The sequence below is a fragment of the Bradyrhizobium semiaridum genome (genome assembly GCF_020329505.1).
In the GTDB taxonomy this organism is placed as follows: Bacteria; Pseudomonadota; Alphaproteobacteria; order Rhizobiales; family Xanthobacteraceae; genus Bradyrhizobium; species Bradyrhizobium semiaridum.
Window position 1 is genome coordinate 208,261 of the sequence record NZ_JAGKJJ010000007.1, and the last position, 26,089, is coordinate 234,349.

The following is a 26,089-nucleotide window of genomic DNA, read 5'->3' on the forward strand; positions in this document are numbered from 1 at the left end:
CTGTCTCCAAACGGCGCAGGCAGAGGCCATACCGGACCGCTGGCGCGACAGCACCGACGGAACGGAGGGAGCATCGAAAGCGCGTGACCGCACGCCCCGAGGGGCGAAATCGAGCCGTAGACCGATCATCCGGCAACAGAACCTTCAGCAAATACCGCTTCATGACGCGCGTTGAGGTGCAAGCCGCGTGCCGGGAGGGCTGCGTCAGCGGTCTCGGCGGCACCGTTAACCTGAATGCCGAACGCGCAGCGTCCAATCCCGCGGCCCGGCACGGCAGGCAAGGATATTGCAGTTCCGCCGGCAGTCACCGCGGAGCGGAAATAAATGATTGTTGACGAAAGCATTGCCAGGTCGGTCGCAAATCCCGAGGCCGAAACCATCGACGTAGACGTCGCCATCGTCGGCGCCGGGGTGGCAGGGTCGCTTGCACGCGCCGTCTTGGTGCGAGCCGGATACCGGGTCGCCCTGATCGACAAGCGCACCGTCCCGCCGGACGAATTCCGCGTCGAGAAGATCGGCGGCCAGCAGCTCGATCTCATCCGCCGACTCGGTTTCATTGACGGCATGGAGGCCGTCGGCTCCCCATACGGCCGGATCATCAATATCAAGCAAGGCAAACTGGTGGATGTCAGCGTCGGCCAGGCCTACGGGTTTTCCTATGCCAGCATCGTCCACATGGCCCGTGGCCTGACGTCTGACCCATCCAGCGTCATGTTCGATCAGGTGACCAAGGTCAGCTGCAGCGACGATCGTCAACATCTCGAACTGGCGTCGGGAAGGCGTGTCACCTCGCGCCTCGTCATCATCGCGACCGGCATGGCGAATGCGCTGGGATACAGCCTTGGGATTCAGCGCCGGATCATTGCCGAGCGCCATTCGGTCTCGTTCGGCTTCATGATCGCGCGTCCGGACAATGCGCCGTTCGGCTTCGAGGCGCTGACCTGCTATGGCGAACAGACCGGTGACGGCGTCGACTATCTCAGCCTGTTTCCGGTGGCGACCGGCATGCGGGCGAACCTGTTCATGTTCCGCGATCCGAACGATCCGATCATGCGCGACCTGCGTCGCGATACCAGGCGCACGCTGCTGCGCCTGATGCCGGGATTGCAGCGCTATCTCGGGGATTTCGATGTCGTCGGACCGGTACAGAACTGGGTGATGGACCTGTCGGCGGTCGAGGGACATCTGCAGCCCGGCGTCGTGCTGATCGGCGATGCGTTCCAGACCAATTGCCCCGCCGCCGGAACCGGCTTCGGCCGGCTGCTGGTCGATGTCGAACGTCTGTGCACGGAATATGTGCCGCGCTGGCTCGAGACCGACGGCATGGGCATGGAGAAGATCGCGCAGTTCTATTCCGACCGCGACAAGCTCGCCGCCGACCGCTACTCCCTGCAGATGGCGTTCTTCCGGCAAGCCCTGACGCTGAGCAACGATGTGAAGTGGAGCCTGCGCCGGCGGCTGCATTTCCTGCGGCGCATGATCGCGTACCGAATCGACCGGATTCAGCCGGGCTGGATCGCGCGCGTCCGGGGTGCGCTCCGATAGCCGGCTAGCGCGGCCTTTCAGAAGATCAGGCTCAAAAGGAACTGATGCGGGACGGCGGTTCGAACCGACCCTGTCGCGAGTTAGCGTGTCCAGGTCGATGTGCTGATCGGCGACATCCTGAGCTCGGCCACGCGCTTGGCGGCCTGCTTGATCCACGGCGCCTGCTTCAGCGCAAGCAGGGCGATCGCGCCCGCGGTGCTGCCGGATTGCGTTACGCTCGACATCGGGGTCGGCTGCCCGCCGAACTGCTTCTTGTACGGCTCGTCGCCGATGGTGAAATCCAGCACCTGGTCGCCGCGCGCGATGCAATCCCTGGCGACGCTTTCAAAGGTCAGTGCGCCGATCGACTGGCTCTTGTATCCCTCGATGTCGAACCCGGTCATGATCACGAGCAGGCTGTCGCGGTGCGATAGTCCCAGCGCGGTCGCGATCACGTTGCCGTCCATCTTCATGGCGTAGAGGCGCGAGAACGAGCCGAGACCGCGAAGCGCCACGTCGGAGTAGAAGTCGAAATATTCCGGACGCTGCAGCAGGTCGCCGTCGCCCTGGGCGTGAAACCGCGGGCCGCGGAACTTCTTCATCGTCTCCATGGCCTCGCGGATGGAGCTGCTGTCATTGCAGCAGGAGAATGTCAGATTGCCCTTCCTATGGATCTGACGCCATTTCTTGGCGAGCTCCTTCTGATAGGACTTTCCGAGCGCGTTGATCTGCCACTGCTCGAACGGCGCGGTCAGCACCGTCGCATAGGCGTTGGTGTCCATCGAGACGCGGTGCGGCGCCCCGAGCAGGGTCTCGATCGGCATCCTTGCGTCGAGCAGCTTGGGAACGCGCAGCAGGTCGAACGGCCGAAGCAGCTGCCGAAGCTTCCGGCATGCGGCTTCGTCGCGGAGCAGATCGGCGAACGTCTTCACCGTGCAGACCGGCGCCAGGTAATCGGAGACGCGCAGGTCCGCGAATTCGATCGTCCGCATCGGGCCGCGCCGCACGCGCAGCAGCGGCAGCACCGCCGCCAGCGCGCCACCGGCGCGGCGGCGAACGACGACGACCAGCGGCTTCGCCGCCATGGCGGTGGCAAGCTTGCGGTAGAGGCTGTCCAGCCACAGCGGATGCTGAAACGCGGTGGCGTCCGAACCCTTGAACAGTTCGGCATATTCTCGAGACAGGAAGTCGAATGTGTCGTCGATGCAGACATCGAACGCATCATCATTCTGAATCATGTGAAACCAAACGATCGCCGGTATGAGCGCGCCCGCCAAGCCGACGCTGCGGCGTTATAGCAGAGAGCGGCGGGTTGACGCACCGGCGGAATGCGATTTGTATTAACGTCTTGCCCGGATCGTTGCCTCGTATGTCTGCGTCGCCCCGCTTGTGCGCCGGCGCGCGTGCTTCACCGCCTGCCGTTCCAGAGACGTCGTTGGCGATCATGCCCCGGCGTTATCCTTAATGAAATCTTGACGGGGTTGAACCGATCGCCGCGGTACGCGCCATGGCTGCTCTGGACCGGATGTTGCAGTAAGGGACCCGGAAGTATGGGAGTCCTTGGTGAAATGTTGAGTCACAGTCAAAACGCCCGCGTTTCGCACGCAATTTCGCCCGCGCGACAGGATCGCGACCGGGCTCGGCGTGCCAATTCCGACACGGCTGCTCCGCTTGTCCGGATTTGCAACACTCCGCGTGGCACAAAATCGGAATCCGCCGCGGACACGTCGGACCTTCGATCGGCACGGGGCGAGGCCGCTGATATGACTGAGCGCCGGATCAACCCTGTCGGCCGCGCTGCGACCGCCGACGTTGTTCGCGCCAGCGTGGGCGGGCTGCGGCTTGCCGTGCTCGACTGCGAACAGACCGCCAACTTCATGGTCGACGCGGTGTACCCGAAGCGGCGGGTCAACCGGCCGCTGTACCTGACCTCGGCCAATGGCGAGGTGCTGTCGCGCTGCTCGAGCGAGCCGATCACCGACCGGCTGTTCCGCGCCGCCGACCTGATCAATGCCGACGGCCAGCCGCTGGTCATGGTGTCGAAGCTGCGCTCGCCGAATCCGCTCCCCGAACGCGTCGCGACCACCGACCTGTTCCACGTCGTTGCGCGCAAGGCCGAGGAGCTCGGCCTGACCTTCTACATGTTCGGCGCGGACGAGGCGGAGAACAAGACCGCCGTCGCCAACGTCCGCAGGGCGTATCCGAACCTGAAGATCGTCGGCCACTCGCACGGCTATCTGCGCGGCGAGGCGCTGCGCGCCAAGGTCGAGGAGATCAACGCATTGGCGCCCGACTTCCTCTGGGTCGCGCTCGGCGTGCCCTATGAGCAGGCCTTCGTCGACGAGTTCATGCCACAGCTCGGCAATGTCGGCGTCATCAAGACCTCGGGCGGATTGTTCAACTTCCTGTCGGGCTCACGCTCGCGCGCCCCGCGGTGGATGCAGATGGTCGGGCTCGAATGGGCCTGGCGGCTCTGGCTCGAGCCGCGCCGGCTGTTCTGGCGCTACCTCACCACCAATCCGCACGCGCTCTACCTGCTGTTCAACAAGACCCGGCCGTCGTTTCCCAAGCGCGACTGAGCTGTTCTACGATTTGTGATGACAGTGGAAAATGCGCCGATGTCACGCGCTCCATCGGATGACGGAGCGAAGCGATATCCGACTCATCCCACCAAGCGCAGCTGCCGGCATTCGCGTCAGGAGCGCGCGCCACCTGTGACGACCTGACCGTCGCGCGCCGTGAGAACTCCGCCCTTGTACACCGCGCGGCCCGACGGCCGCGCGACCACGGCCTCCTGGACATGCGCCGCGTTCAGCGTGACGAAGTCGGCCTTGGCGCCGACCTGCAGGCCGTAGTCTTCAAGTCCTAGCGCCCGGGCGCCGGCCGCGGTGACGAGATCGAACGCGACGGCGAGCTCCTCGTCGGTGTAGAAGCCGCTGCGGTATCCGATCATCATCGCGCGTCCCAACATGTCGCCGTCGCCATAGGGCCACCAGGAATCGCGGATGTTGTCGTTGCCGCTGAACACGGTGACGCCGGCGTTGCGAAGCAGGGCGACGGGCGGAAACGGCCGGCTGCCCGGCGCATTGGTCATGATCGCCACGCCTGAGCGCGCCACGATGTCGGCGGTCTTCTTCAGTGCATCGGCGGGGATGTCGCCGAGCCCGTAGGCGTGACTGACCGCGACATGGCCCGCCATGCCGAGCGCGCGCGTCCGCGCCGCGATCTGCTCGACCTCGAACGCGCCGAGCATGCCGCCATCGTGAAGATGAATATCGACATCGACGCCGTGCTTCTGCGCCACGCCGAACACGACATTGAGGTGCCCCTCGACATCGCGGTCGAAACTCGCGGGATCGAGACCACCGACGACGTCAGCGCCGAGCCCGATCGCCTCGTCGAGCAGTTGCGGCGTGCCGGGACTGCTGAGGATGCCGCTCTGGGGAAAAGCCACGAGTTGGATGTCGATCAGGCCCCTGTATTCCTCGCGGACTTTCAGGACGGTCTCGAGCGACGTCAGGCCCACCGAACCATCCACCATGACATGGCTGCGCATGTGCGTCGTGCCGTGGCCGATGCACAGATCGAGCTGGTTCCGCGCGCGCACGTCCATCGGCGCGGCAGCGGCGAGATTCTCGGCCTGGAAGGCCACGCGTTCGTGAACGTTGAAACCGTTGGTGCACGGCTTGTGCGGCCGCCAGGCGTCGCCGTAGAAGCTGGTGTCGAGATGGATGTGCCCCTCGACGAAGCCGGGAACGACCAGCGCATTGCCGAGATCGATGATCTCGGTCGCGTCGGGCTGTTCGCTGTTGCCATCGATTGCAACGATGCGGCCGTTGCGAACCAGCATGGTGTGGCTTGCGCCATCGCCGAATCGTGCATTGACGAATAGTTTGTCGGACGCCATGACCTTTGTCCTTGTCGATTGCAACCCGTATGCGATCGCGCAGGGGTTGCCATGCCTTGCCCGGCATGGCCGGAGGAATAATACTCCGCCGCGGCGCGTCTACAAGGAACCGAGATTTGTTGCCGGACAGCGAGATCAAGCAAGAGTTCGACGTCAGACGCGCAGCCTTTGCCGCGACCATCGGCAACATGCTGGAGTTCTACGACTTCATCACCTACAGCTTCTTCGCGACCGAGATCGGCCACACCTTCTTTCCGGCCACGAGCGAATACGGCAGCCTGATGCTGTCGCTCGCGACCTTCGGCGCCGGGTTCCTGACGCGGCCGATCGGCGGCATCGTGCTCGGCATCTTCTCCGATCGCGTCGGCCGGCGGCCGGCCATGCTGCTGAGCTTTGCGCTGATGGGGGCGGCGATCCTGACCATCGCGCTGACGCCGTCCTATGCGGCGATCGGCATCGTGGCCCCGATCATCGTCATCGTGGCGCGGATGGTGCAGGGATTTGCGCTCGGCGGCGAGGTCGGGCCGACTACCGCCTATCTGATCGAGATCGCCCCGCCCAGGGATCGCGGCCTCGTGGTGGCCTGGCAGCCGGCCAGCCAGGAGATCGCGGCAACCGCCGGCGCGCTGGTCGGCGTCGTCCTGAGCAGCACGATGGCGCCGGACATGCTGCAAGCCTATGGCTGGCGCGTCGCGTTCCTGATCGGGGCCGTCTGCCTGCCGTTCGGCATCTGGATGCGCCGCACGCTGCCCGAGACGATCCCGCACGGCGCGCACGCGGCTGATATCGCCGAGCGCTCGAGCCACCTCAAGCTGGCGCGCCGGCATCTGCGCGTCATCGTGCTGGCGGTGATGATCCTGGCCAGCGGCACGATCTCGACCTACGTCACCCAGTATATGACGACCTACGCCAAGACCACGCTGCACGTGGCGCCGTCGCTGGCCTTCACGGTCTCGCTGGTGAGCAACGGTCTGCAGGTGATCGGCGCGCTGCTCGGCGGCTGGCTCGCCGACCGCTTCGGGCGCAAGCCGATCATGATCTGGCCGCAGCTCGTGGTGTTGGTGCTGACCTATCCCGCCTTCCTGTGGATCGTGCAGGCCCCCGGCGCGTGGTCGCTGCTGTTCGGCTTCGGCATCGTGTCGTTCATTGGCTCGCTGCCGTTCACCGCGTTCTATGCCGCCTTCACCGAAGCGCTGCCGCAGAGCATCCGCGGCGGCGTGTTCGCGACCATCTATGCGGTTGCGATCGCGAGCTTCGGCGGCACCGCGCAGCTCGTGGTGACGTGGCTCCTGCACGTCACCGGCGATCCGCTGGCGCCGTCCTGGTACCTGCTGCTCGCGGCCGTGGTCGGGCTCATCGCGATGAGCCTGATGCCGGAGACCGCGCCAAGACCGGCGAAGTATGACACGTGAGATACGAGCGCCGAGACCGGCGCTCAATCCATATCGCGGAAGGCGTGGCCGTTGGCCTCGACCTCTTTCACGAGCTCGGGCGGCAGACTGGCCTGTGCGGAGGTGCCGTCGAACACCCATTCCTTGGGGTCGGCAAGGTCGGGCAGGCCTGCGCCCTTGCGGACATAGAGCCCGACCGATGCCTTCTTCGGGTTGATGTAGAGATCGTAGTCCTGCATGGCACAACTCCTCTCCATTCCGCGTGTGAACGACATCCCCCGCAAGGCAGCCGAGGCCGCCTGATGTGACGCCGCCCGTCAGGCAGGCTTCTTCGCCTCCGGCGCAAGCACCACCGACGCCTCGCTGGTCAGCATCAGGAAGGTGATCGTCTCCTGGAAGTAGAGCTGAACTGCGGTCGCCGTATGGCTGAGATAGCCGATCGAGAGGTCCTGGCCGATCGAGAGCTGGAAGTCGCCGCCGCGCGTCGTCAGCACGACGCCGCCTTCGATCGCGGGCGCCCAGATGATCTTGCCGTCGACCAGGCGCTGGATGTGCTGCAGCACCGGATAGCCGTCGTCGGTGGCGCCGCCGATCGCGGTGTAGGGCTCGGTGCCGAGCAGCAGCGTGTAGGGGCCGTTGACGCCGGCCAGCCGCAGCTGGCTGACCGCCTGCGCCACCACGCTGGGATAGTTCTTGACGCTCGACGGCAGCGTCAGCACCGGGTTGCTGGTGCCCTGGCGGATGCCTTGAATGCCGGCGGCGGCGTAACCGTCGAACACGGCGCGGTCCTCGGCGAAGGCGATCTTCCGCGCCGCTTCCTTCAGCGGGTCCCAGTCGGAATCATTGGCGCCGCGCTCGACATCGTCGATCGCCGCGCGCGACAGCTCGAACGGAACGCGCAGCTCGACCAGCGCCTTGACGTCGCGCTGGTTCGCTTCGACGCCGCTGCCCGGCGTCGCGATCTGCTTGAGATGGCCGGTACCGACCGCGGCGAAGTCGACGCCCTTCGGGCCGTCGACGTCGACGACATGGCGCGCCGCAAGATGACGCTTCAGCGTGCGGGAGGCTTCCTCTTCGATCTGGGCCCATGCCGCGTCCGAGATGGGAGCAAGTCCCCGATGGAGGTTATTCATATCAAGCCTCTCCTTTCAGTGAGCCGATTCCGAGCGAGCCGTCGGACGGCGGTATTCGTGGTGCTTCTGTCTGGCCGGCCTGATCGTCATCCAGCGCTGGTTGCGCGGGCGCGGGCACGACGTTCGCCGCGTCCTCCAGGAAGGTCGCCGACGGCACGAAGAACAGCATGCCGGTGACGGCGCGGCTGAAGTCGAGCAGGCGGTCGTAATTGCCCGGCGGCTTGCCGACGAACATGTTTTGCAGCATCTGCTCGATCCGCTGCGGCGACCTGGCGTAGCCGATGAAATAAGTGCCGAACTCGCCCTTGCTGATGTTGCCGAACGGCATGTTGTCGCGGACGATGTCGAGCTCCTCGCCGTTCTCCACGATCGTGGTCAGGGCGTTGTGCGCGTAGCTCGGCTTCACCGCGTCGTCGAGCTCGATGTCGGACAGCTTGGTGCGGCCGATGATCTTCTCCTGCATCTCGACCGGAACTTCATTCCACTTCGCCAGATCGTGCAGGTATTTTTGCACGATGACGTAGCTGCCGCCGGCAAACGCCGCGTCCTCGTCGCCGATAATGGTGGCGTCGAACGCTGCCTGATCCTCCGGATTCTCGGTGCCGTCGACAAAGCCCAGGAGGTCGCGCTCGTCGAAATATTTGAAGCCGTGCACCTCGTCGGCCGAGGCGACCGCATCGCCCAGCCGCGTCATGATCTGTGTCGCCAGCTCGAAGCACAAATCCATCGGCACGGCGCGGATGTGAAACAATAGGTCGCCCGGTGTCGCCACCGCGTGGTGAACGCCGCGGATCTCGCGGAACGGATGCAGATGCTGCGGCCGCGGCGCGCCGAACAGCCGGTCCCAGGCATCGGAGCCGATCCCCATCACACAGGACAGCCGGCCCTCGAGATCGCGAAATCCCACCGCGCGCACCAGGGCGGTGAGATCACCGCACAGCGACCGCACCACCGCGTCGAACGCCGGATCGGGCTTGATCGTGACGGCAAGGAAGATGGCGGCGCGCGTCAGCTTCGCAGCGACCGGTTGCGGAACGGCTGATGGCACGCATCTCTCCTTACTGGACGGCACTTTCACGCGACAGGGGGCAGGGCCGGGCAGCCAGCATGCGCAACAGGAGCACGCAACGGGAACCTTGACAAGGGCAGCATATGATGTCGGCAGACGACGCGGCGACGACATCGTGCATCGTCGATAAAATTCGCGCGTCTCACACCGATTCGAATTCGTCCGCCGCGGTGCTCTCCGGCTTCCTGCCGTTGAAGGTGAGGCCTGCCTTGGTCGCGGAGATGTTCACCTGCGAGCCGTCGCGCACCTCGCCGGCGAGGATCATCTCGGCCAGCGGGTCCTGCACGCTGCGCTGGATCACCCGCTTCAGGGGGCGGGCGCCGTAGGCCGGGTCCCAGCCTTTCTCCGCCAGCCAGTCGCGCGCCTTCGGATCGAGCTGCAGCTCGATCTTGCGATCCTCGAGCAGCCTCCTGAGCCGCGCGAACTGGATCTCGACGATCCGGCCCATCTCGCTCTTCTGCAGCCGGTGAAACAGGATGATCTCATCGACGCGATTGAGAAATTCCGGACGGAAGTGCGCGCGCACCATGTTCATCACCTGCTCGCGCACGGCGCTGGTATCCTGGCCCTCCGGCTGGTTGACCAGATATTCCGCGCCGATGTTCGAGGTCATGATGATCAGCGTGTTGCGGAAATCGACGGTGCGGCCCTGGCCGTCGGTGAGGCGGCCGTCGTCCAGCACCTGCAGCAGCACGTTGAACACGTCTGGGTGCGCCTTCTCGATCTCGTCGAACAGCACCACCTGGTAGGGCCGCCGCCGCACCGCTTCGGTCAGCGCGCCGCCCTCGTCATAGCCGACATAGCCGGGCGGCGCACCGATCAGCCGCGCCACCGAGTGCTTCTCCATGTATTCGGACATGTCGAGGCGGATCATCGCGGTCTCGTCGTCGAACAGATATTCGGCGAGCGCTTTTGCAAGTTCGGTCTTGCCGACGCCGGTGGGACCTAAGAACATGAACGAGCCGATCGGTCGGCTCGGGTCCTGCAGGCCGGCGCGGGCGCGGCGTACCGCGGTCGAGACCGCGCGCACCGCGGGCGCCTGGCCGACGACGCGCCTGCCGAGCATCTCCTCCATGCGCAGCAGCTTGTCCTTTTCGCCCTCCAGCATCTTGTCGACCGGCACGCCGGTCCAGCGCGACACCACCTGCGCGATATTGTCGGCGGTCACGGTCTCGCTCGCCGAGGAGGTCTCGCTGGCCTCGATCGCGGCGAGCCGTTTCTCCAGCTCGGGAATCTTGCCATAGGCGAGCTCGCCGGCCTTCTGGAATTCGCCGCGGCGCTGCGCATTGGCGAGCTCGGTGCGCAGTTGCTCCAGCTCGCCCTTGATCTTCTGCGCGTCCGAGAGCTTGCTCTTCTCGTTGCGCCATTTCGTCGTCATGTCGGCCGATCGCTTCTCGAGTTCGGCGAGGTCTTTCTCCAATGTCTCGAGCCGGCTCATCGAGCCGCGGTCGGTCTCCTTCTTGAGCGCTTCCTGCTCGATCTTCAGCCGGATGATGTCGCGATCCAGCGTATCCAGCTCCTCGGGCTTGGAATCGACCTGCATCTTCAGCCGCGCCGCCGCCTCATCCATCAAATCGATCGCCTTGTCGGGCAGGAAGCGGTCGGTGATGTAGCGGTTCGACAGCGTGGCGGCGGCAACGAGCGCCGAATCCGCGATGCGGACGCCGTGATGCTGCTCGTATTTGTCCTTCAGGCCGCGCAGGATCGAGATGGTGTCCTCGACCGTCGGCTCGGAGACGAACACCGGCTGGAAGCGCCGCGCCAGCGCCGCGTCCTTCTCGACATGCTTGCGGTACTCGTCGAGCGTGGTCGCGCCGATGCAGTGCAGCTCGCCGCGGGCGAGCGCGGGCTTCAACAGGTTGGACGCGTCCATCGCGCCGTCGGCCTTGCCGGCGCCGATCAGCGTGTGCATCTCGTCGATGAACAGGATGATGCGGCCCTCCGCCGACGTCACCTCCTGCAGGACCGCCTTCAGCCGCTCCTCGAACTCGCCGCGGTATTTCGCGCCCGCGATCAGCGCGCCGAGATCGAGCGCGAGCAGCGCCTTGTCCTGCAGGCTTTCCGGCACGTCGCCGTTGAGGATGCGCAGCGCCAGGCCCTCGACGATCGCGGTCTTGCCGACGCCGGGCTCGCCGATCAGCACGGGGTTGTTCTTGGTCCGCCGCGACAGCACCTGGATGGTGCGGCGGATCTCCTCGTCGCGGCCGATCACCGGATCGAGCTTGCCGTCGCGCGCCGCCTGGGTCAGGTCGCGGGCATATTTCTTCAGCGCGTCGTAAGCGTTCTCGGCCGAGGCGCTGTCTGCGGTGCGGCCCTTGCGCAGCGCGTTGATCGCGGCATTGAGGTTCTGCGGCGTGACGCCGCCCTTGGCGAGCAGCCTGCCGGCCTCGCTGTCGCGGTCGGCCGCGAGTGCCTGCAGCAGGCGTTCGACGCTGACGAAGCTGTCGCCGGCCTTGTCGGCGGCCTGCTCCGCCGCGGCGAAGGCGCGCGCGGTCTCCGGTGCCAAATAGATCTGCCCGGCGCCGCCGCCGCTCACCTTCGGCACCTTCGCCAGCGCCTCCTCGGTCGCCCTGAGGATCGCACGCGAATTGCCGCCGGCGCGGTCGATCAAGCCCGCCGCCAGGCCCTCATCGTCGTCGAGCAGCACCTTCAGGAGGTGCAGCGTCGAGAATTGCTGATGTCCCTCGCGTACTGCGAGCGATTGTGCCGACTGGATGAAGCCGCGCAGGCGGTCGGTGTATTTCTCTATGTTCATCGCGGCACCTCAAGGCAGCAATTGCTTGTCGAGAGTCCTGCATGCCACGCAATTCACGCCGGCGACAGATGGCGGAACGATGACATCCATCATTTGATCTGCCGAGCCGCAATGCCGGCTCGGCAGGCCACCCACCCTGGACTCATCGTGTGATCGTTTCCGGCCATAGTCAATGACCGAAGTTCCGGCCGATGACAGCCGCCGCGCAGGTGAAATTCAATTATTGCAAATGCAGCAGTTTTGCGCCCTCATGCTCGGGGAGAACTCATGATGTTGCGGAGCTTGCCGTGCGAAGTCCGTACGAGATTCTTGGCGTTGCCGCGACGGCGTCGGCGGCCGATATCCAGAAGGCCTATCGGAAGCTGGCGAAGAAGCTGCATCCGGATCTCAACCCCGGTGACAAGGCCGCCGAAGAGAAGTTCAAGGAAGTCACGGCGGCGTACGATCTGCTTGGCGATGCCGACAAGCGCAAGCGCTTCGACGCCGGCGAGATCGATGCGAGCGGTGCCGAACGGCCGCAGCATCGCTACTACAGGGATTTTGCCAACGCCGACCAGGCTCATCCCTACGCCGACGCGTCCGGTTATGCCGACTACATGGATTCGGACGATGCATTCGCCGAGCTGCTCCGGCGCAGCGAGCAGGCGCGCGCCAACCGGCGCGGGCGCGACCTGCACTACAGCCTGACGGTCGATTTCGCCGACTCGATCACGGGCGCGAGCAAGCGCCTGACCTTGCCCGACGGCGGCACCCTCGACGTGACGATCCCGCCGGGCCTCGTCGACGGGCAGATCCTCCGTCTGCGCGGCAAGGGCGCGCCGGGCGCCGGCAAGGGCGGCCCTGGCGATGCGCTGATCGAGGTCGAGGTGCGCCCCGACCCGCGCTTCACGCGCGAGGGCGACGACATCTCGCTGGAATTGCCGATCTCGCTGTCCGAGGCGGTGCTCGGCGGCAAGGTGCGCGTTCCGACACCGACCGGCGATGTCACCATGACCGTGCCGAAGGGATCGAACACCGGCACCACCATGCGGCTGCGCGGTAAGGGCGCGCCGCATGTCGGCGGCGGCCATGGCGACGAGTTCGTCAGGCTCAAGGTGGTCCTGCCCAAGGGCCCCGATCCCGAGCTCGAGGCGTTTGTCGAGAAATGGGATCGCAAGGCATTCAATCCGCGCGAGGATGGTGCGTCATGAACAAGCAGCAATTTTTGAGCAGTGCGGGCCTGGAGCTACGGACCCTGGAGTTCTGGATCGAGCAGCAGTGGCTGCTTCCGGATCGGGTCTCCGACGAGGATACCTTCTCCGAGACCGACGTTGCCCGCGCGCATCTGATCCACGACCTGAAGGGCGATTTCGGCGTCAACGACGAGGGCATCGACGTCATCCTGCATCTGGTCGATCAGCTTCACGGCCTGCGCCGGGCGTTCGAGCTGTTGCAGAAGGACATGCAGCGGTCATCGCCGCGCCAGGGCACCTAGCTGCTGCTGGACGACGGAAATCATCCAGGAGACGATCATGGTCGAAAAGGCGGCTCCGCTTGCTCACGGGCAGATCGACGTTCTCATCCTGCAGGCCTTGGTGCGCAAGCTTGTCGCAAAGGGCGTGCTGACGCCCGACGACGTCCGCGCGATGCTGCTCGAAGCCGCGATGAATCTCGACCTGGTCGGCAGCGCGCTGACGCCCGAAGCCGCCGGCATCATCGTGCAGGAGGACCTGGCGCCGGCGTTCCTCGGCGGCTGATGGCTGTCAGGTCTGGCCGCCGCGGTTGGAGACCAGGCGGATCAGAGCGACGACCTGATCGGCGTTGCCGGCAAGATAGTCCCGCGCATCGCGCACCAGCCGCTGCACGGCGGCCGCATCATAGCCCGGAGGGCGGGCGTTCAGATGCAGGTCGGTCTCGATCAGCATGACGTTGGTCATGCCATCGGCGCCAATCTCGACCGAGAACGACACCAGCGCCACATGCGGGCTCTTGAATGCCATCCGTTCTCCTTTCCACTCGCGCGGAGCGCGCTCAGGCCGCTGAATGCGTGGCCGTCCGCGTATCTTGCGTGGCGGCATTTGGATGCCTGTCGAGCTCTTCGATCATGCCGCGGGCGATCTCGCGCTCGCCCATGATCACGATATCGGCGCCGAGCCCCCTCAGATGGTCGACCTCGGCGTCCGAATGGGCGCGCGCGATGATCTGGATGCCGGCGTTGGCCGCGCGTGCCTGCTCGACGATCTGTCCGGCTTCGAAGGCTTCCGGAATGGCGATCACCAGCGATCGCGCGGCGGCTGGGTTGGTCGCCCGCAGCACGCTGGCGCGCGCGGCATTGCCCATCAGGGCTTCTATTCCGCGCTGCCTCAGCTTTGCGACCGTATCGTCGGAGGCCTCGACCGCGAGGAACGGTGCGTTGCGCCGATGCAGGGCGTCGCCGACGATGCTGCCGACCCGGCCGTAGCCGACCAGGATGGTATGGTCGGTCAGTGCGGTGACCGGGATGGCTTCCGACGTCGCGGCTACCGGCGACGAGACGTCGGGCTTCTCGAGGCGCGCGGTCAGCCAGTCGACCACCGCGAACACCAGTGGATTGAGCATGATCGAGAAGATCGCGCCCGCCAGGATCAAATCCCGGCCGGCTTTCGGCAGCAGGTCGAGTGCGACGCCGAGCTCGGCCAGGATGAAGGAAAACTCGCCGATCTGGGCAAGGCTCGCCGAGATCATCAAGGCGGTCGCGATCGGCCGGCGGAACGCCAGCACGATCAGGAGTGCGGCGAGCGACTTGCCGACCACGATAACGAACAGCGTCGCGACAAGCGGCCAGGGCTCGCGGACCGCGCTCATCGGGTCGAACAGCATGCCGACCGAAACAAAGAACAGCACCGCGAACGCATCGCGCAGCGGCAGGGTCTCCTGCGCCGCGCGCTGGCTGAGCGGCGATTCCCGCAGCATCATGCCGGCAAAGAACGCGCCGAGCGCCAGCGAAACTCCGAACAGCTTGGTGGCGCCGAACGCGATGCAGAGCGCGATCGCCAGCACCGTGAGGCGGAACAGCTCGCGCGATCCGGTATGCGCGATGTAGTGCAGCACCCACGGGATCAGCCGCCGTCCGACCACCAGCATCAGCGCGATGAACAGCGCGATCTTGATCAGCGTCAGCACCAGCACGCCGGTCAGCCCGAGGCCGAAGCGGGCGGCGAGCGGATCGGCGGCGAGCGCTGTGCCATTGCCGCCCTGGAAACTTGCCACCGCCGGAAACAGCACCAGCGCCAGCACCATCGCGAGGTCTTCGACGATTAGCCAGCCGACCGCGATCTTGCCGCGCTCGGTGTCCATCAGCCGGCGCTCCTGCAAGGCCCGCAGCAGGACGACGGTGCTGGCGACCGACAATGCGAGGCCGAACACCAGGCCGGCGCCGACGGTCCAGCCCATCAGCATGGACAGCCCGAGCCCCATCAGCGTCGCGACCGCGATTTGCGCAACCGCCCCGGGGACCGCGATCGCCCGGACCGACATCAGATCATTCAGCGAGAAGTGCAGACCGACGCCGAACATCAGCAGGATGATACCGAGTTCCGCGAGTTCGGTCGCCAGCGCCTGGTCGGCGACGAAGCCCGGCGTGAACGGCCCGGCGGCGACGCCGGCGAGCAGATAGCCGACCAGCGGCGGAACCCGGAAGCGCTGGGCGATTGTCCCAAAGACGAAGGCGAGTCCAAGACCTGCGACGATGGTCGCGATCAGCGGCGTGTCATGCGGCATTTCGCCTTGTCGCACAGCATCGCCGCTGATGCACCGCGACCAATTGAGGCGGTCGCACCGGTGCGAGGCGAACACTATCGCCGCCGAACGCCTGCGTTGAATCTTGACGTGGATCGGGCCATTTCGTGACATTGCGCGGCGGATTCGGCGCAGCAGGCTCGCTGCCTTGTCATACCGTCCGCAGCGCAGGAAACCTGGGACGGGCCGCTGCCCCCATCGACCGAGTGGCGCTTCCATCTGGACATCATGCGCGCCCGGCCCGATGCCGGCGCCGTCGTGCACACCCACTCCACCTATGCGACGGTGCTGGCGATCGCACGCAAGCCGATTCCGGCCTGCCACTACATGATCGCGGCGTTCGGCGGCAGCGACATCCGTTGCGCCGGCTATGCGCGCTACGGCACCAAGGAATTGTCGGAGCTTGCGATCGCGGCGCTCGAGGGCCGCAACGGCTGCCTGCTCGCCAACCACGGCATGATCGCGGTGGGTAGCGATCTCGACAAGGCGATGTGGCTCGCCGTCGAGCTCGAGACGCTGGCGCGGCAGTACTACCTTTCGCTCGCGCTCGACACCCGCGTCATCCTGACCGATGAGCAGATCGCCGAAACGGCCAAGGGGTTTGCCAGCTACGGCCTGCGGACGGAAAAGCCCGCGGTGCGGATCGCGAAGGCGGCGCCCCGCCGCGCCGCCAGGCGGCGAACCGGCAAATGACGAGCGGTGGGGCGGCTATCCCCGCGCGGTTCCTCGCGGAATCGTCAGGGGGGGCGCAAGAGTCCTGATCTATTGCTCATGCTGTGAGCATATGATCTCATGCCGGGATGGACGTCCGCTTGCCCGAGACCGATCTCGTCATCTTCGACTGCGACGGCGTGCTCGTCGACAGCGAGGAACTGAGCTGCCGCTGCCTGTCCGACGCGCTCGGCCAGGCCGGCGTTGCGATGAGCACGGAGCGGGCGCTTGAACTCTTTCTCGGGCGCAGCTCGGCGGCCGTGATCGAGTATTGCCAACAGGCGGGCCGGCCTCTGCCGGCGACCTTTCTCACCGACCTGGCACTTAAGGTCCGCGAGACCTTCAGTGCGCAGCTCAAGCCGATCGCCGGCGTCGCGGCGGTGCTGGATGAACTGCAACTGCCGCATTGCGTCGCCTCGTCGAGCGACCTCGCGCGCGTCAAATATTCGCTGGAGCTGACCGGCCTTGCGGCGTATTTCGGACCGCGGCTCTACACCTCGCAGATGGTCGCGCGCGGCAAGCCGGCGCCGGATCTGTTCCTGCACGCGGCGGCCCGTATGGCTGTGGCGCCGCGCCGCACGCTGGTGATCGAGGACAGCGTCAGCGGCGTCACGGCGGCGAAGGCGGCAGGCATGAAAGTCTGGGGATTCACCGGCGGCGCCCACTACCGCGCGCAGGATGGCAGTGGTCTGCTTCGGAACGCCGGAGCAGATCGAATCTTTGCTGCGATGACCGATTTCTGGACGGAAGGCTGACGCACGATCATGGCTGCGCCCGACAACGAAAGATCCCGCCTCGACGATGCGGCGCGCGCCGGCTGGCTCTATTTCATCGCGGGCCACACCCAGGACGAGATCGCGAAGATGCTGCAGGTGTCGCGCGCCTCGGCGCAGCGCCTGGTGTCGCTGTGCCTCGCCGAGCGGCTGATCACCTTTCGCCTCGAGCATCCGATCGCAGCCTGCATGGAATTGGCATCCCGCCTGAAGGCGCGGTTCGAACTGGTGCATTGCGAGGTGGTTCCGACCGATCCCGCGGCGCCGCTGTCGACCGCTGGCATAGCCGAGCGCAGCGCCAACTTGCTGGAGACCACGCTGCGCGCGGAAACGCCTGTGATCGTGGCGCTCGGCACCGGCCGCGCGGTGCGCGCCGCGGTCGAGCGCGTCTCGCCGATCGAGCGGCCCGATCATCAGATCGTTTCGCTGGTCGGCAACATCTCCGCCGACGGCTCGGCGAGTTTCTACGACACCGTCGGCCGGCTCGCCGACCGCACCGGCGCGCGGCACTACCCGATGCCGCTGCCGTTCCTGATGTCGAGCGAGGACGAGCGCAACCGCATGGTCCGCATCGACCCGATCGCGCGGGTGCGCGCGGTCGCCGCCAAGGCCGATCTGCGGCTGATCGGCATCGGCCAGATGGACCAGAAGGCCCAGGTCCATGTCGACGGCTTCGTCACTCGCGAGGAGCTGCTGGAGATGATGCGGCTCGGCGCGATCGGCGAAGTGACCGGCTGGGCCTATGACGCCAAGGGACGGTTGATCAAGGGTGGCACCAACAAGCGTCTCACCAGCATCCCGCCGCAGATCCCCGCGGAGTCGACCACGATCGCCGCCGCCGTCGGTGCAGCAAAAGTGCCGGCCATCAGGGCCGCATTGGCGGGACGGGTGGTCAACGGCCTGATCACCGACGAGGCGACCGCGCGCGCCGTGCTCGAACGGTAGGTGTTCAACCTCTCCCCGCTCTTTTGCGGGGAGAGGTCGGATCGCATCGCAGATGCGATCCGGGTGAAGAGCCAGGCACGCTGCGCAACAAATCCCGAAGTGCTCACCGGATAGAGCCCTTCACCCCAACCCTCTCCGCGTAAGAACGGGGCGAGGGAGCGCAATCCCGTTGCGGTAGCGATTCCACCGCAAACCGCTGGACGCGGCGGCGTTTCGCCTCCGCAACTTCCCTCCCTCCCAGCGTGTGCCGGAACCCGCCATCCCGCCGCCGCCGCCGTACCCGCGCTTGACAAAATCCGGCGACGGGATGAACATACGCTCAACACGTGGGCATATGCTCAACGTGGCATATGGGAGGTCACCTTGAAAAACGTCCTTTGCGCCGTTGCGGGCGCGGCTGCGCTTTTGATCTCTGCCCCCTCGATCGCCCAGACCACGCTGACGGTGGCGACCGTCAACAACGGCGACATGATCCGCATGCAGGGGCTCACCAGCGAATTCACCGCGAAGAATCCCGACATCACCGTGAAATGGGTGACGCTCGAGGAGAACGTGCTGCGCCAGCGCGTCACCACCGACATCGCCACCAAGGGCGGTCAGTTCGACGTGCTGACCATCGGCACCTATGAGGTGCCGATCTGGGCCAAGAAGAACTGGCTGGTGCCGCTCGACAAGCTCGGCGCGGACTACGACGTCGGCGACCTCCTGCCGAAGATCAAGGACGCGGTGTCGGTCGACGGCAAGCTCTATGCCGCGCCGTTCTACGGCGAGAGCTCGATGGTGATGTATCGCACCGACCTGTTCGACAAGGCCGGCCTGAAGATGCCTGACAGCCCGACCTGGGATTTCGTCATCGATGCCGCCAAGAAGCTGACCGACAAGTCCGGCGGCGTCTACGGCATCTGCCTGCGCGGCAAGGCTGGCTGGGGCGAGAACATGGCATTCCTGACCGCGATGGCCAATTCGTTCGGCGCGCACTGGTTCGACGAGAAGTGGGAGCCGCAGTTCAACTCGCCGGAATGGAAGAAGACGCTGACGACCTATGTCGACCTGATGAAGCAGGCCGGACCTCCCGGCGCCAGCTCCAACGGCTTCAACGAGAACCTTGCGCTGTTCAACGCCGGGAAATGCGCGATGTGGATCGACGCGACGGTGGCGGCGTCGTTCGTGACCAATCCGAAGGACTCCAAGGTTGCCGACAAAGTCGGCTTCGCGCTGGCGCCGAACACCGGGCTCGGCAAGAACGCCAACTGGCTGTGGGCGTGGAATCTGGCGGTCCCCGCCGGCTCGAAGAAGGTCGATGCTGCCGAGAAGTTCATCGCCTGGGCGACCAGCAAGGAGTACTCGAAGCTGGTGGCGTCGAAGGAGGGCTGGGCCAACGTGCCGCCGGGCACGCGGACCTCGTTGTACCAGAACCCCGAATATCAGAAGGCAGCGCCGTTCGCCAAGATGACGCTGGCCTCGATCGATGCCGCCGATCCGAACAAGCCGACGGTGAAGCCGGTGCCTTATGTCGGCGTGCAGTATGCCGCGATCCCTGAATTCCAGGGCATCGGCACCTCGGTCGGCCAGCAATTCTCGGCAGCGCTCGCCGGCTCCTCCACCGTCGACGCGGCGCTCTCGGCCGCGCAGTCCTCGACCGAACGCGAAATGAAGCGCGCCGGCTACATCAAGTAGCGGCGTTCCGAACGAGGTCACCCTCAAACGAGAAGCCTGGACGCCATCGACGTGCGCCCCGGCCTCAACCGGCCCGCTCATTCCTCCCGAGCCCGGCCACTGGCGACCATCCTGTCCCGCAGCGGGGTGGTCGCTCCTTTCGGTTTTTTGATTGACGCGTTTTCTTCACGCGAACCGGCGTCCACTTCGCTGGAAAACGCTGTTGGAAAGGAGGCGGAGATGGCGACCCAGCAGACCCAACTGCTCGCACGCACGCTGCTCACGCCCGCCGTGGCGCTGCTGTTCATCTGGATGATCGTGCCGCTGGCGCTCACAATCTATTTCGCGACGTTGCACTACAATCTGCTCGATCCCGGCTCCGAATCCTTCGTCGGCCTGGAGAATTTCCGCTACTTCCTGACCGACCCGGCCTTCCTTGCCTCGCTGCAAAATACCCTGGTGCTGGTCGGCTCGGTGCTCGCGATCACGATCCTGCTCGGAGTGCCGCTGGCGCTGCTGCTCGACCAGCAGGTGGTCGGGCTCTCGATCGTCCGCCTGATGGTGATCGCGCCGTTCTTCGTGATGCCGACGGTCAGCGCGCTGGTCTGGAAGAACTTGCTGATGCATCCGGTGTCGGGCCTGTTCGCCTGGATCGCGCATCTGTTCGGACTGCCGGCGATCGACTGGTTCAACGATGCGCCGCTGTTCTCCGTGATCCTGATCATCTCCTGGCAGTGGCTGCCGTTCGCGACGCTGATTCTGCTGACCGCGTTGCAATCGCTCGACGAGGAGCAGAAGGAAGCCGCCGAGATGGACGGTGCGAGCGCGCTCTCGGCCTTCATCTACATCACGCTGCCGCATCTGGCGCGCCCGATCACGGTGGTGATCCTGATCGAGACCATCTTCCTGCTCACGGTGTTCGCGGAGATCTTCGTCACCACCGGCGGCGGCCCGGGCCTGCAGACCACCAACATCGCCTTCCTGATCTATTCGCAGGCGCTGATCCAGTACGATGTCGGTAGCGCCTCGGCGGGCGGGCTGGTCGCGGTGGTGCTCGCCAACATCGTCGCCTTCTTCCTCGTTCGTATCGTCGGTCGGAATCTGGAGGCGTAACGTCATGGCGCGGATGGTCACGACACGGCGCAAGGTGATCTCGACGGTGGCGGCCTGGCTGGTCGGCTTCCTGATCTTCTTCCCGATCCTCTGGATGGTGCTGGCAAGCTTCAAGACCGAGCTCGAGGCGTTCGCGATCCCGCCGTCGTTCCTGTTCTTCCACTGGACGACGGAGAACTACGCCACGGTGCAGGAGCGCAGCGACTACCTGCACCATGCGCTCAACTCGATCGTCATCGCCGGCGGATCGACGCTGATCGCAATGCTGATCGCGGTCCCGGCGGCCTGGTCGATGGCGTTCTCGCCGACCAAGCGCACCAAGGATATCCTGCTCTGGATGCTCTCCACCAAGATGATGCCGCCGGTCGGCGTGCTGGTGCCGATCTATCTGATCTATCGTAATTTCGGCCTGCTCGACACCCGCAGCGGGCTGATCTTCATCCTCTGCCTCGGCAATCTGCCGATCGTGATCTGGATGCTGTTCACCTATTTCAAGGAGATCCCGAAGGACATCCTGGAAGCGGCGCGGATGGACGGCGCCACGATCGGCCGCGAGCTGATCTACGTGCTGACGCCGATGGCGGTACCCGGGCTTGCATCGACTTTGTTGCTCAACCTGATCCTGGCCTGGAACGAGGCGTTCTGGACGCTCAACTTGTCGACGCTCGAGGCCGCGCCGCTCACCGTGTTCATCGCGTCCTATTCCAGCCCGGAAGGTCTGTTCTGGGCGAAATTGTCGGCGGCGTCGACGCTCGCGATCGCGCCCATTCTCGTGCTCGGCTGGTTCAGTCAGCGGCAGCTGGTCCGCGGCCTGACCTTCGGCGCGGTCAAGTAGCAGAAAGGCTTTTGCCATGGGTCAGATTACGCTGCAGGGTGTGCAAAAATCGTTCGGGCCGGTCCACATCATCAAGGGCGCCGACCTCGACATCGCCGACGGCTCTTTCGTCGTGTTCGTCGGCCCCTCCGGCTGCGGCAAGACCACGCTGCTGCGGCTGATCGCGGGGCTGGAAGACGTCACCGGCGGCGCCATCCTGATCGACGGCCGCAATGTGGTCAACGTGCCGCCGGCCAGACGCGGGCTGTCGATGGTGTTCCAGTCCTACGCGCTGTATCCGCATATGAGCGTGCGCGGCAACATCGCGTTCGGCCTCAAGATGGCCGGTGTCGCCAAGGATGAGATCAACCGCAAGGTCGAGGCCGCCGCGGCGACGCTCAACCTGACGCCCTATCTCGACCGCAAGCCGCGCGAGCTGTCCGGCGGTCAGCGCCAGCGCGTCGCGATCGGCCGGGCCATCGTGCGCGAGCCGAAGGCGTTCCTGTTCGACGAGCCGCTGTCGAACCTCGATGCCGCGCTGCGCGTGCAGATGCGGCTCGAGGTGACGCGGCTGCAGAAGCAGCTCGGCACCACCGCGATCTACGTCACCCACGACCAGGTCGAGGCCATGACCATGGCCGACAAGATCGTGGTGCTGAACGGCGGCAAGATCGAGCAATACGGCTCGCCGCTGGAGCTCTACGAAAAGCCCAGCAATTTGTTCGTCGCCGGCTTCATCGGCTCGCCGAAGATGAACTTCATCACCGGCGAGCCCGCAAAACGGCAGGGCGCCGCGACGATCGGCGTGCGGCCCGAGCATCTCAAGGTCGAACGCGACGGGCAGGGCGGCTGGCACGGCACGGTCGCGGTCGCTGAGCATCTTGGCAGCGACACCTTCCTCTATGTCGACGCCGGGCCGCAGGGCATGCTGACCGCGCGCTATGTCGGCGAGCTCGGTCTCAGCCCCGGCGATCGCGTGTCGCTCGTCCCGGAGCAAGCGCGGATCCATCGTTTCGACGACAGCGGAAAGGCGATCCGCGCGTAAGGCGGACGGCCTCGCGGTCGATCCCCCTCCCCGGGCCGGGCGATGCGCCGGCTCACCGGAGCAAAGGCAAAGGAAGAAGAAAATGTATCTCGAGAAATTCAGGTTGGGCGGCAAGACCGCCCTCATCACCGGCGGCGGCCAGGGCATCGGGCTTGCCTGCGCCGAAGCGCTGGCGGAGGCCGGCGCAAAAGTCATTATCGGCGACCGCGATGCCAAGGTCGCGGACGACGCCAAGGCGGCGCTGAAGGCCAAGGGCTTCGACGCCGATGTCGCGCTGATGGATGTGACGGATTCGAAGCGGGTCTCCGACGTCGCCGACGAGCTGGTCGGCAAGTTCGGCAAGGTCGACATCCTCGTCAACAATGCCGGCATCGCGCGCAGCGAGACGCCGGCCGAGACCGTGACCGACGAGCACTGGCTCAACGTCATCGACGTCAATCTGAACGGCACCTTCTGGTGCTGCCGCGCCTTCGGCAATCACATGCTGAAGGCGAAGTCGGGGACCATCGTCAACATCGGCTCGATGTCCGGCTTCATCGTCAACAAGCCGCAGGAGCAATGTTTCTACAACGCCTCCAAGGCCGCGGTGCACCATCTGACCAAGTCGCTTGCCGCCGAATGGGCAACGCGCGGGGTGCGCGTCAATGCGGTGGCGCCGACCTATATCGAGACCCCGCTGAACGCCTTCGTGAAGAACAGCCCGCGGATGTACGACGCCTGGATCGGCGGAACCCCGATGGCGCGGATGGGGCAGGTCGACGAGATCGCCTCCGTCGTGCTGTTCCTCGCTTCCGAGGCGGCGAGCCTGATGACCGGCAGCATCGTTTTGGTCGATGGCGGCTACACTTGCTGGTAGGCTCGGCCCGCAACGAACGGAGTGGGCATGCGGCAAGCGTTCATCGGTGTGGATGTCGGCAGCACGAGCGCTCGTGCGGGGGTGTTCGACGAAGCCGGGAAATTGCTGGGATCGGCGCGGCATCCGATCCGGGTCTGGCATGAGCCCGGCGATATCGTCGAGCAGTCTTCCGACGATATCTGGGCGGCGTGCGTCGCCTCCGTCCGCAACGCGATGCGCGAGGCGGCGATCGCTGCCGAGCATGTCAAGGGCATCGGCTTCGATGCGACATGCTCGCTGGTCGTGCTCGACAGCGCCGGCAGGCCGCTCAGCGTCAGCCCGTCCGGCGATCCCGCCCGCAACGTGGTGGTCTGGATGGATCACCGCGCGATGGACGAAACCGACTTCGTTAATGCGACCGGCGACCGCGTGCTGCGCTATGTCGGCGGCGCCATTTCGCCGGAGATGGAGATCCCGAAGATCCTCTGGCTGAAGCGGCATCTGCCGGCCACCTTCGACGCCGCCGGGCACTTCTTCGATCTCGCCGACTATCTCTCGTTTCGCGCCACCGGATCGCTGGCGCGCTCGACCTGTACCGTGACCTGCAAATGGACTTATGTCGCGGGCGAGGGCGGCTGGAGCGAATCCTTCCTCGAGCGGGTCGCGCTCGAGGCGCTGGCGGCGGATCGCTTCGCGCGGATCGGCAGCGAGATCGTGCCGCCGGGTTCGCCGCTCGGCCGTGGGCTGTCGGACGTAGCCGCGCGCGATCTCGGCCTGATGCCGGGCACCGCGGTCGGCGCCTCACTGATCGATGCGCATGCCGGCGGCGTCGGCGCGATCGGCGGCCGCGACGGCTCCGGCACCGAGGTCGATGTCTGCCAGCGGCTCGCCTACATCATGGGGACGTCGGCCTGCATCATGGCGACCACGGTCGAGCCGTGTTTCGTGCCGGGCGTCTGGGGCCCATACTTCGAGGGCATGGTGCCGGGGTTCTGGCTGAACGAGGGCGGCCAGTCCGCGGCAGGTGCGGCGATCGATCACCTGCTGCGCTCGCATCCGGCGCATGCCGAGATGCAGGCTGCCGCGAAGCGCGACGGTGTCGACGTCATCGAATATCTCGAAAAGCGCATCCTGGCGCGTGCGGGCAACGCCGGTGCTGCGGCGCTGCTCGCGCGCAATGTGCATGTGCTGCCGGAATTCCTCGGCAACCGCTCGCCCTATGCCGATCCGGGATCGCGCGCCGTGATCGCGGGGCTCGATCTCGACACTGACGCATCAGCCATGGAGCGGTTGTTCGTTGCCGGCCTGTGCGGGCTCGCCTACGGCCTCGCCGACGTGATCGACGCGCTGCAAGCGCATGGCGCCAACGGCAGGACCATCGTGATCGGCGGCGGCGCCAGCCACAGCCCGCTGGTGCGCCAGATCATGGCCGACACCACAGGCTACACCGTCGCATTGCCGCAGACCCAGGAGCCGGTGCTGCTGGGCGCCGCGATGCTGGGCGCGGTCGCCAGCGGCGCGCATCGTTCGATCAACGCGGCGATGGCCGGCATGTCGGCGCTCGGGCGGCTGAGCGAGCCGACCCGGCCCGAGCTCGCGGACTTCCATTGCAAGAAGCGCGGCGTGCATAAAATGCTGCGGGAGCTCGATCGCGGCGCGCGCGAGGCGATGAAGCGGGCGCCCGGCGAGGCGCCGTCGAGCTGAGGTGTTTGCAACGATGCTGCTGAGCTGCGGAGATGCGCTGATCGATTTCCTGCCGTCGCGGACGGCTGATGGCCGCGAGGCGCTGACACCCGCGGTCGGCGGCTCCTGCCTCAACATCGCGGTTGGGATGGCGCGGCTCGACGTGCCCACCGGCTTCGTCGGCGGCATCTCGACCGATACGTTCGGCACGATGATCGCCGATCATGCCGCGGCCTCGGCCGTCGATCTCAGCCGCGCCACCCGCAGCGACCGTCAGGCGACGCTCGCCTTCGCCCGCGTCACCGGCACCGAGACGCAATACGCCTTCTACGATTCCGGCACCGCGTCGCGGACCTGGTCCTATCGGCGTGAAACAGTTGCGCTCGACGGCGTCGAATGCATCCACACCGGCTCGACCACGCTGGTCCATGACAAGGGCGCGGCCGAGACGCTGGCCCTCATCGACGATGCGCGTGCGAGCGTGACGATCTCGCTCGACCCGAATTGCCGGCCGAACCTGATCAAGGACAAGGACGCCTATCGCGCGCGCATGCTGACATTCTGCGGCAAGGCCGACATCGTGAAGATGTCCGACGTCGACTTCGCCTATCTGTTCGGCGACGAGCCTTACGCGGCAAGGGCCGAGATGCTGCTGTCGGGCGGTGCATCGCTCGCCGTCATCACCCGCGGCAACAACGGCGCCTGCGCCTGGCATCGCGAGGCTGGGTTGATCGAGGTCGAGGCGCCTGTGGTGCAGGTGGTCGACACCATCGGCGCCGGCGACAGTTTTCAGGCCGCGCTGCTGGCGGCGCTGCACCGGCTGGACCGGATCGCGCGAGCGCGGCTGCGCGACATCACGGCGGCCGAGCTGACACGCGCGTTGACCTTTGCCTGCCGATGCGCCGCCGTTACCTGCACCCGCGCGGGCGCCGATCCGCCGCGCAGCCGCGAACTGCCGCCCGATTCCTGGTAGGCCGTG

The 26,089-nt window shown here is 65.9% G+C and carries 24 protein-coding genes; 16 read left to right on the forward strand and 8 right to left on the reverse strand.

All coding sequences use genetic code 11. The annotated features are described in order from the left end of the window. Positions 1 to 324 precede the first annotated feature (324 nt). The gene (locus tag J6500_RS11645; RefSeq protein ID WP_225712833.1) at positions 325 to 1,545 is read left to right on the forward strand and encodes an FAD-dependent monooxygenase; all 1,221 of its coding nucleotides are present in this window, start codon (positions 325 to 327) and stop codon (positions 1,543 to 1,545) included. 80 nt (positions 1,546 to 1,625) lie between these two features. Here J6500_RS11645 and J6500_RS11650 read toward each other — a convergent pair whose 3' ends face one another. Further along, entirely contained in the window at positions 1,626 to 2,762 is a 1,137-nt protein-coding gene (locus J6500_RS11650; RefSeq protein ID WP_225712834.1) for a GNAT family N-acetyltransferase, read from the reverse strand. Between the two features lie 525 nt (positions 2,763 to 3,287). Between J6500_RS11650 and J6500_RS11655 the strand changes: the two genes are divergently transcribed. Further along, a complete protein-coding gene (locus J6500_RS11655; protein WP_225712835.1) occupies positions 3,288 to 4,103 on the forward strand; it encodes a WecB/TagA/CpsF family glycosyltransferase in 816 nt (271 codons plus the stop codon). A 116-nt stretch (positions 4,104 to 4,219) separates the two neighbouring features. Here J6500_RS11655 and J6500_RS11660 read toward each other — a convergent pair whose 3' ends face one another. Continuing rightward, positions 4,220 to 5,431: an amidohydrolase family protein gene (locus J6500_RS11660; RefSeq protein ID WP_225712836.1), complete on the reverse strand. Its 1,212-nt coding sequence runs from the start codon at positions 5,429 to 5,431 to the stop codon at positions 4,220 to 4,222. Between the two features lie 116 nt (positions 5,432 to 5,547). Here J6500_RS11660 and J6500_RS11665 point away from each other — a divergent pair, with 116 nt between their 5' ends. Then, complete coding sequence (locus tag J6500_RS11665) at positions 5,548 to 6,843, forward strand: MFS transporter (RefSeq protein WP_376707791.1); 1,296 nt, start codon at positions 5,548 to 5,550, stop codon at positions 6,841 to 6,843. Positions 6,844 to 6,866: 23 nt separating this feature from the next. Here the strand turns inward: J6500_RS11665 and J6500_RS11670 are convergent, their stop codons facing one another. From J6500_RS11670 to clpB, 4 genes are all read right to left on the reverse strand, one after another. Beyond that, positions 6,867 to 7,061, reverse strand: coding sequence for a hypothetical protein (locus J6500_RS11670; protein ID WP_225712837.1), 195 nt, complete (start codon positions 7,059 to 7,061; stop codon positions 6,867 to 6,869). A 78-nt stretch (positions 7,062 to 7,139) separates the two neighbouring features. Then, positions 7,140 to 7,955, reverse strand: coding sequence for a family 1 encapsulin nanocompartment shell protein (locus tag J6500_RS11675; protein ID WP_225712838.1), 816 nt, complete (start codon positions 7,953 to 7,955; stop codon positions 7,140 to 7,142). 1 nt (position 7,956) lies between these two features. Further along, the gene (locus J6500_RS11680) at positions 7,957 to 9,003 is read right to left on the reverse strand and encodes a Dyp-type peroxidase (protein WP_225712839.1); all 1,047 of its coding nucleotides are present in this window, start codon (positions 9,001 to 9,003) and stop codon (positions 7,957 to 7,959) included. A 163-nt stretch (positions 9,004 to 9,166) separates the two neighbouring features. Continuing rightward, positions 9,167 to 11,779 carry an ATP-dependent chaperone ClpB gene (gene clpB, locus J6500_RS11685; RefSeq protein ID WP_225712840.1) on the reverse strand — a complete coding sequence of 871 codons (2,613 nt, stop codon included), beginning with the start codon at positions 11,777 to 11,779 and terminating at the stop codon, positions 9,167 to 9,169. Positions 11,780 to 12,066: 287 nt separating this feature from the next. On the opposite strand from clpB, the gene J6500_RS11690 reads away from it, so the two are divergent. From J6500_RS11690 to J6500_RS11700, 3 genes are read left to right on the forward strand one after another with little or no spacing between them, the layout of a single operon-like run. Further along, a complete protein-coding gene (locus J6500_RS11690; RefSeq protein WP_225712841.1) occupies positions 12,067 to 12,969 on the forward strand; it encodes a DnaJ C-terminal domain-containing protein in 903 nt (300 codons plus the stop codon). After that, positions 12,966 to 13,253: a chaperone modulator CbpM gene (locus J6500_RS11695; protein ID WP_225712842.1), complete on the forward strand. Its 288-nt coding sequence runs from the start codon at positions 12,966 to 12,968 to the stop codon at positions 13,251 to 13,253. The genes J6500_RS11690 and J6500_RS11695 overlap by 4 nt, the downstream gene beginning before the upstream one ends. Before the next feature lie 37 nt (positions 13,254 to 13,290). Continuing rightward, a complete protein-coding gene (locus J6500_RS11700; protein ID WP_225712843.1) occupies positions 13,291 to 13,515 on the forward strand; it encodes a hypothetical protein in 225 nt (74 codons plus the stop codon). Between the two features lie 6 nt (positions 13,516 to 13,521). Here J6500_RS11700 and J6500_RS11705 read toward each other — a convergent pair whose 3' ends face one another. Further along, positions 13,522 to 13,758, reverse strand: a complete 237-nt coding sequence (locus tag J6500_RS11705; RefSeq protein ID WP_225712844.1) for a hypothetical protein — start codon at positions 13,756 to 13,758, stop codon at positions 13,522 to 13,524. 31 nt (positions 13,759 to 13,789) lie between these two features. After that, entirely contained in the window at positions 13,790 to 15,517 is a 1,728-nt protein-coding gene (gene ybaL, locus J6500_RS11710; RefSeq protein WP_225712845.1) for a YbaL family putative K(+) efflux transporter, read from the reverse strand. A gap of 171 nt (positions 15,518 to 15,688) precedes the next feature. On the opposite strand from ybaL, the gene J6500_RS11715 reads away from it, so the two are divergent. The 10 genes from J6500_RS11715 (at position 15,689) to J6500_RS11760 (ending at position 26,083) form a co-directional block, all read left to right on the forward strand. Continuing rightward, on the forward strand, positions 15,689 to 16,228 hold the full coding sequence (locus J6500_RS11715; RefSeq protein ID WP_376707793.1) for a class II aldolase/adducin family protein: 540 nt from the start codon (positions 15,689 to 15,691) through the stop codon (positions 16,226 to 16,228). A 107-nt stretch (positions 16,229 to 16,335) separates the two neighbouring features. Next, on the forward strand, positions 16,336 to 17,001 hold the full coding sequence (locus J6500_RS11720; RefSeq protein WP_225712846.1) for an HAD family hydrolase: 666 nt from the start codon (positions 16,336 to 16,338) through the stop codon (positions 16,999 to 17,001). Positions 17,002 to 17,010: 9 nt separating this feature from the next. Beyond that, positions 17,011 to 17,964: a sugar-binding transcriptional regulator gene (locus J6500_RS11725; RefSeq protein ID WP_225712847.1), complete on the forward strand. Its 954-nt coding sequence runs from the start codon at positions 17,011 to 17,013 to the stop codon at positions 17,962 to 17,964. Positions 17,965 to 18,327: 363 nt separating this feature from the next. Beyond that, positions 18,328 to 19,641, forward strand: coding sequence for an ABC transporter substrate-binding protein (locus tag J6500_RS11730; protein WP_225712848.1), 1,314 nt, complete (start codon positions 18,328 to 18,330; stop codon positions 19,639 to 19,641). A 219-nt stretch (positions 19,642 to 19,860) separates the two neighbouring features. Continuing rightward, entirely contained in the window at positions 19,861 to 20,733 is an 873-nt protein-coding gene (locus tag J6500_RS11735; protein WP_211984440.1) for a carbohydrate ABC transporter permease, read from the forward strand. A 4-nt stretch (positions 20,734 to 20,737) separates the two neighbouring features. Further along, positions 20,738 to 21,568: a carbohydrate ABC transporter permease gene (locus tag J6500_RS11740; RefSeq protein WP_225712849.1), complete on the forward strand. Its 831-nt coding sequence runs from the start codon at positions 20,738 to 20,740 to the stop codon at positions 21,566 to 21,568. Between the two features lie 16 nt (positions 21,569 to 21,584). Beyond that, on the forward strand, positions 21,585 to 22,592 hold the full coding sequence (locus J6500_RS11745; RefSeq protein ID WP_225712850.1) for an ABC transporter ATP-binding protein: 1,008 nt from the start codon (positions 21,585 to 21,587) through the stop codon (positions 22,590 to 22,592). An 82-nt stretch (positions 22,593 to 22,674) separates the two neighbouring features. Further along, on the forward strand, positions 22,675 to 23,448 hold the full coding sequence (locus J6500_RS11750) for an SDR family NAD(P)-dependent oxidoreductase (RefSeq protein WP_225712851.1): 774 nt from the start codon (positions 22,675 to 22,677) through the stop codon (positions 23,446 to 23,448). 27 nt (positions 23,449 to 23,475) lie between these two features. Continuing rightward, positions 23,476 to 25,131, forward strand: a complete 1,656-nt coding sequence (locus J6500_RS11755) for an FGGY-family carbohydrate kinase (protein ID WP_225712852.1) — start codon at positions 23,476 to 23,478, stop codon at positions 25,129 to 25,131. A gap of 13 nt (positions 25,132 to 25,144) precedes the next feature. After that, positions 25,145 to 26,083, forward strand: a complete 939-nt coding sequence (locus tag J6500_RS11760; RefSeq protein ID WP_225712853.1) for a carbohydrate kinase family protein — start codon at positions 25,145 to 25,147, stop codon at positions 26,081 to 26,083. Positions 26,084 to 26,089 lie beyond the last annotated feature (6 nt).

Coding starts and splice junctions, on each gene's coding strand:
- J6500_RS11645 (WP_225712833.1), top strand. CDS start 325: ATGATTGTTGACGAAAGCATTGCCAGGTCGGTCGCAAATCCCGAGGCC.
- J6500_RS11650 (WP_225712834.1), bottom strand. CDS start 2,762: ATGATTCAGAATGATGATGCGTTCGATGTCTGCATCGACGACACATTC.
- J6500_RS11655 (WP_225712835.1), top strand. CDS start 3,288: ATGACTGAGCGCCGGATCAACCCTGTCGGCCGCGCTGCGACCGCCGAC.
- J6500_RS11660 (WP_225712836.1), bottom strand. CDS start 5,431: ATGGCGTCCGACAAACTATTCGTCAATGCACGATTCGGCGATGGCGCA.
- J6500_RS11670 (WP_225712837.1), bottom strand. CDS start 7,061: ATGCAGGACTACGATCTCTACATCAACCCGAAGAAGGCATCGGTCGGG.
- J6500_RS11675 (WP_225712838.1), bottom strand. CDS start 7,955: ATGAATAACCTCCATCGGGGACTTGCTCCCATCTCGGACGCGGCATGG.
- clpB (WP_225712840.1), bottom strand. CDS start 11,779: ATGAACATAGAGAAATACACCGACCGCCTGCGCGGCTTCATCCAGTCG.
- J6500_RS11695 (WP_225712842.1), top strand. CDS start 12,966: ATGAACAAGCAGCAATTTTTGAGCAGTGCGGGCCTGGAGCTACGGACC.
- J6500_RS11700 (WP_225712843.1), top strand. CDS start 13,291: ATGGTCGAAAAGGCGGCTCCGCTTGCTCACGGGCAGATCGACGTTCTC.
- J6500_RS11705 (WP_225712844.1), bottom strand. CDS start 13,758: ATGGCATTCAAGAGCCCGCATGTGGCGCTGGTGTCGTTCTCGGTCGAG.
- ybaL (WP_225712845.1), bottom strand. CDS start 15,517: ATGCCGCATGACACGCCGCTGATCGCGACCATCGTCGCAGGTCTTGGA.
- J6500_RS11720 (WP_225712846.1), top strand. CDS start 16,336: ATGGACGTCCGCTTGCCCGAGACCGATCTCGTCATCTTCGACTGCGAC.
- J6500_RS11725 (WP_225712847.1), top strand. CDS start 17,011: ATGGCTGCGCCCGACAACGAAAGATCCCGCCTCGACGATGCGGCGCGC.
- J6500_RS11735 (WP_211984440.1), top strand. CDS start 19,861: ATGGCGACCCAGCAGACCCAACTGCTCGCACGCACGCTGCTCACGCCC.
- J6500_RS11740 (WP_225712849.1), top strand. CDS start 20,738: ATGGCGCGGATGGTCACGACACGGCGCAAGGTGATCTCGACGGTGGCG.
- J6500_RS11745 (WP_225712850.1), top strand. CDS start 21,585: ATGGGTCAGATTACGCTGCAGGGTGTGCAAAAATCGTTCGGGCCGGTC.
- J6500_RS11750 (WP_225712851.1), top strand. CDS start 22,675: ATGTATCTCGAGAAATTCAGGTTGGGCGGCAAGACCGCCCTCATCACC.
- J6500_RS11755 (WP_225712852.1), top strand. CDS start 23,476: ATGCGGCAAGCGTTCATCGGTGTGGATGTCGGCAGCACGAGCGCTCGT.
- J6500_RS11760 (WP_225712853.1), top strand. CDS start 25,145: ATGCTGCTGAGCTGCGGAGATGCGCTGATCGATTTCCTGCCGTCGCGG.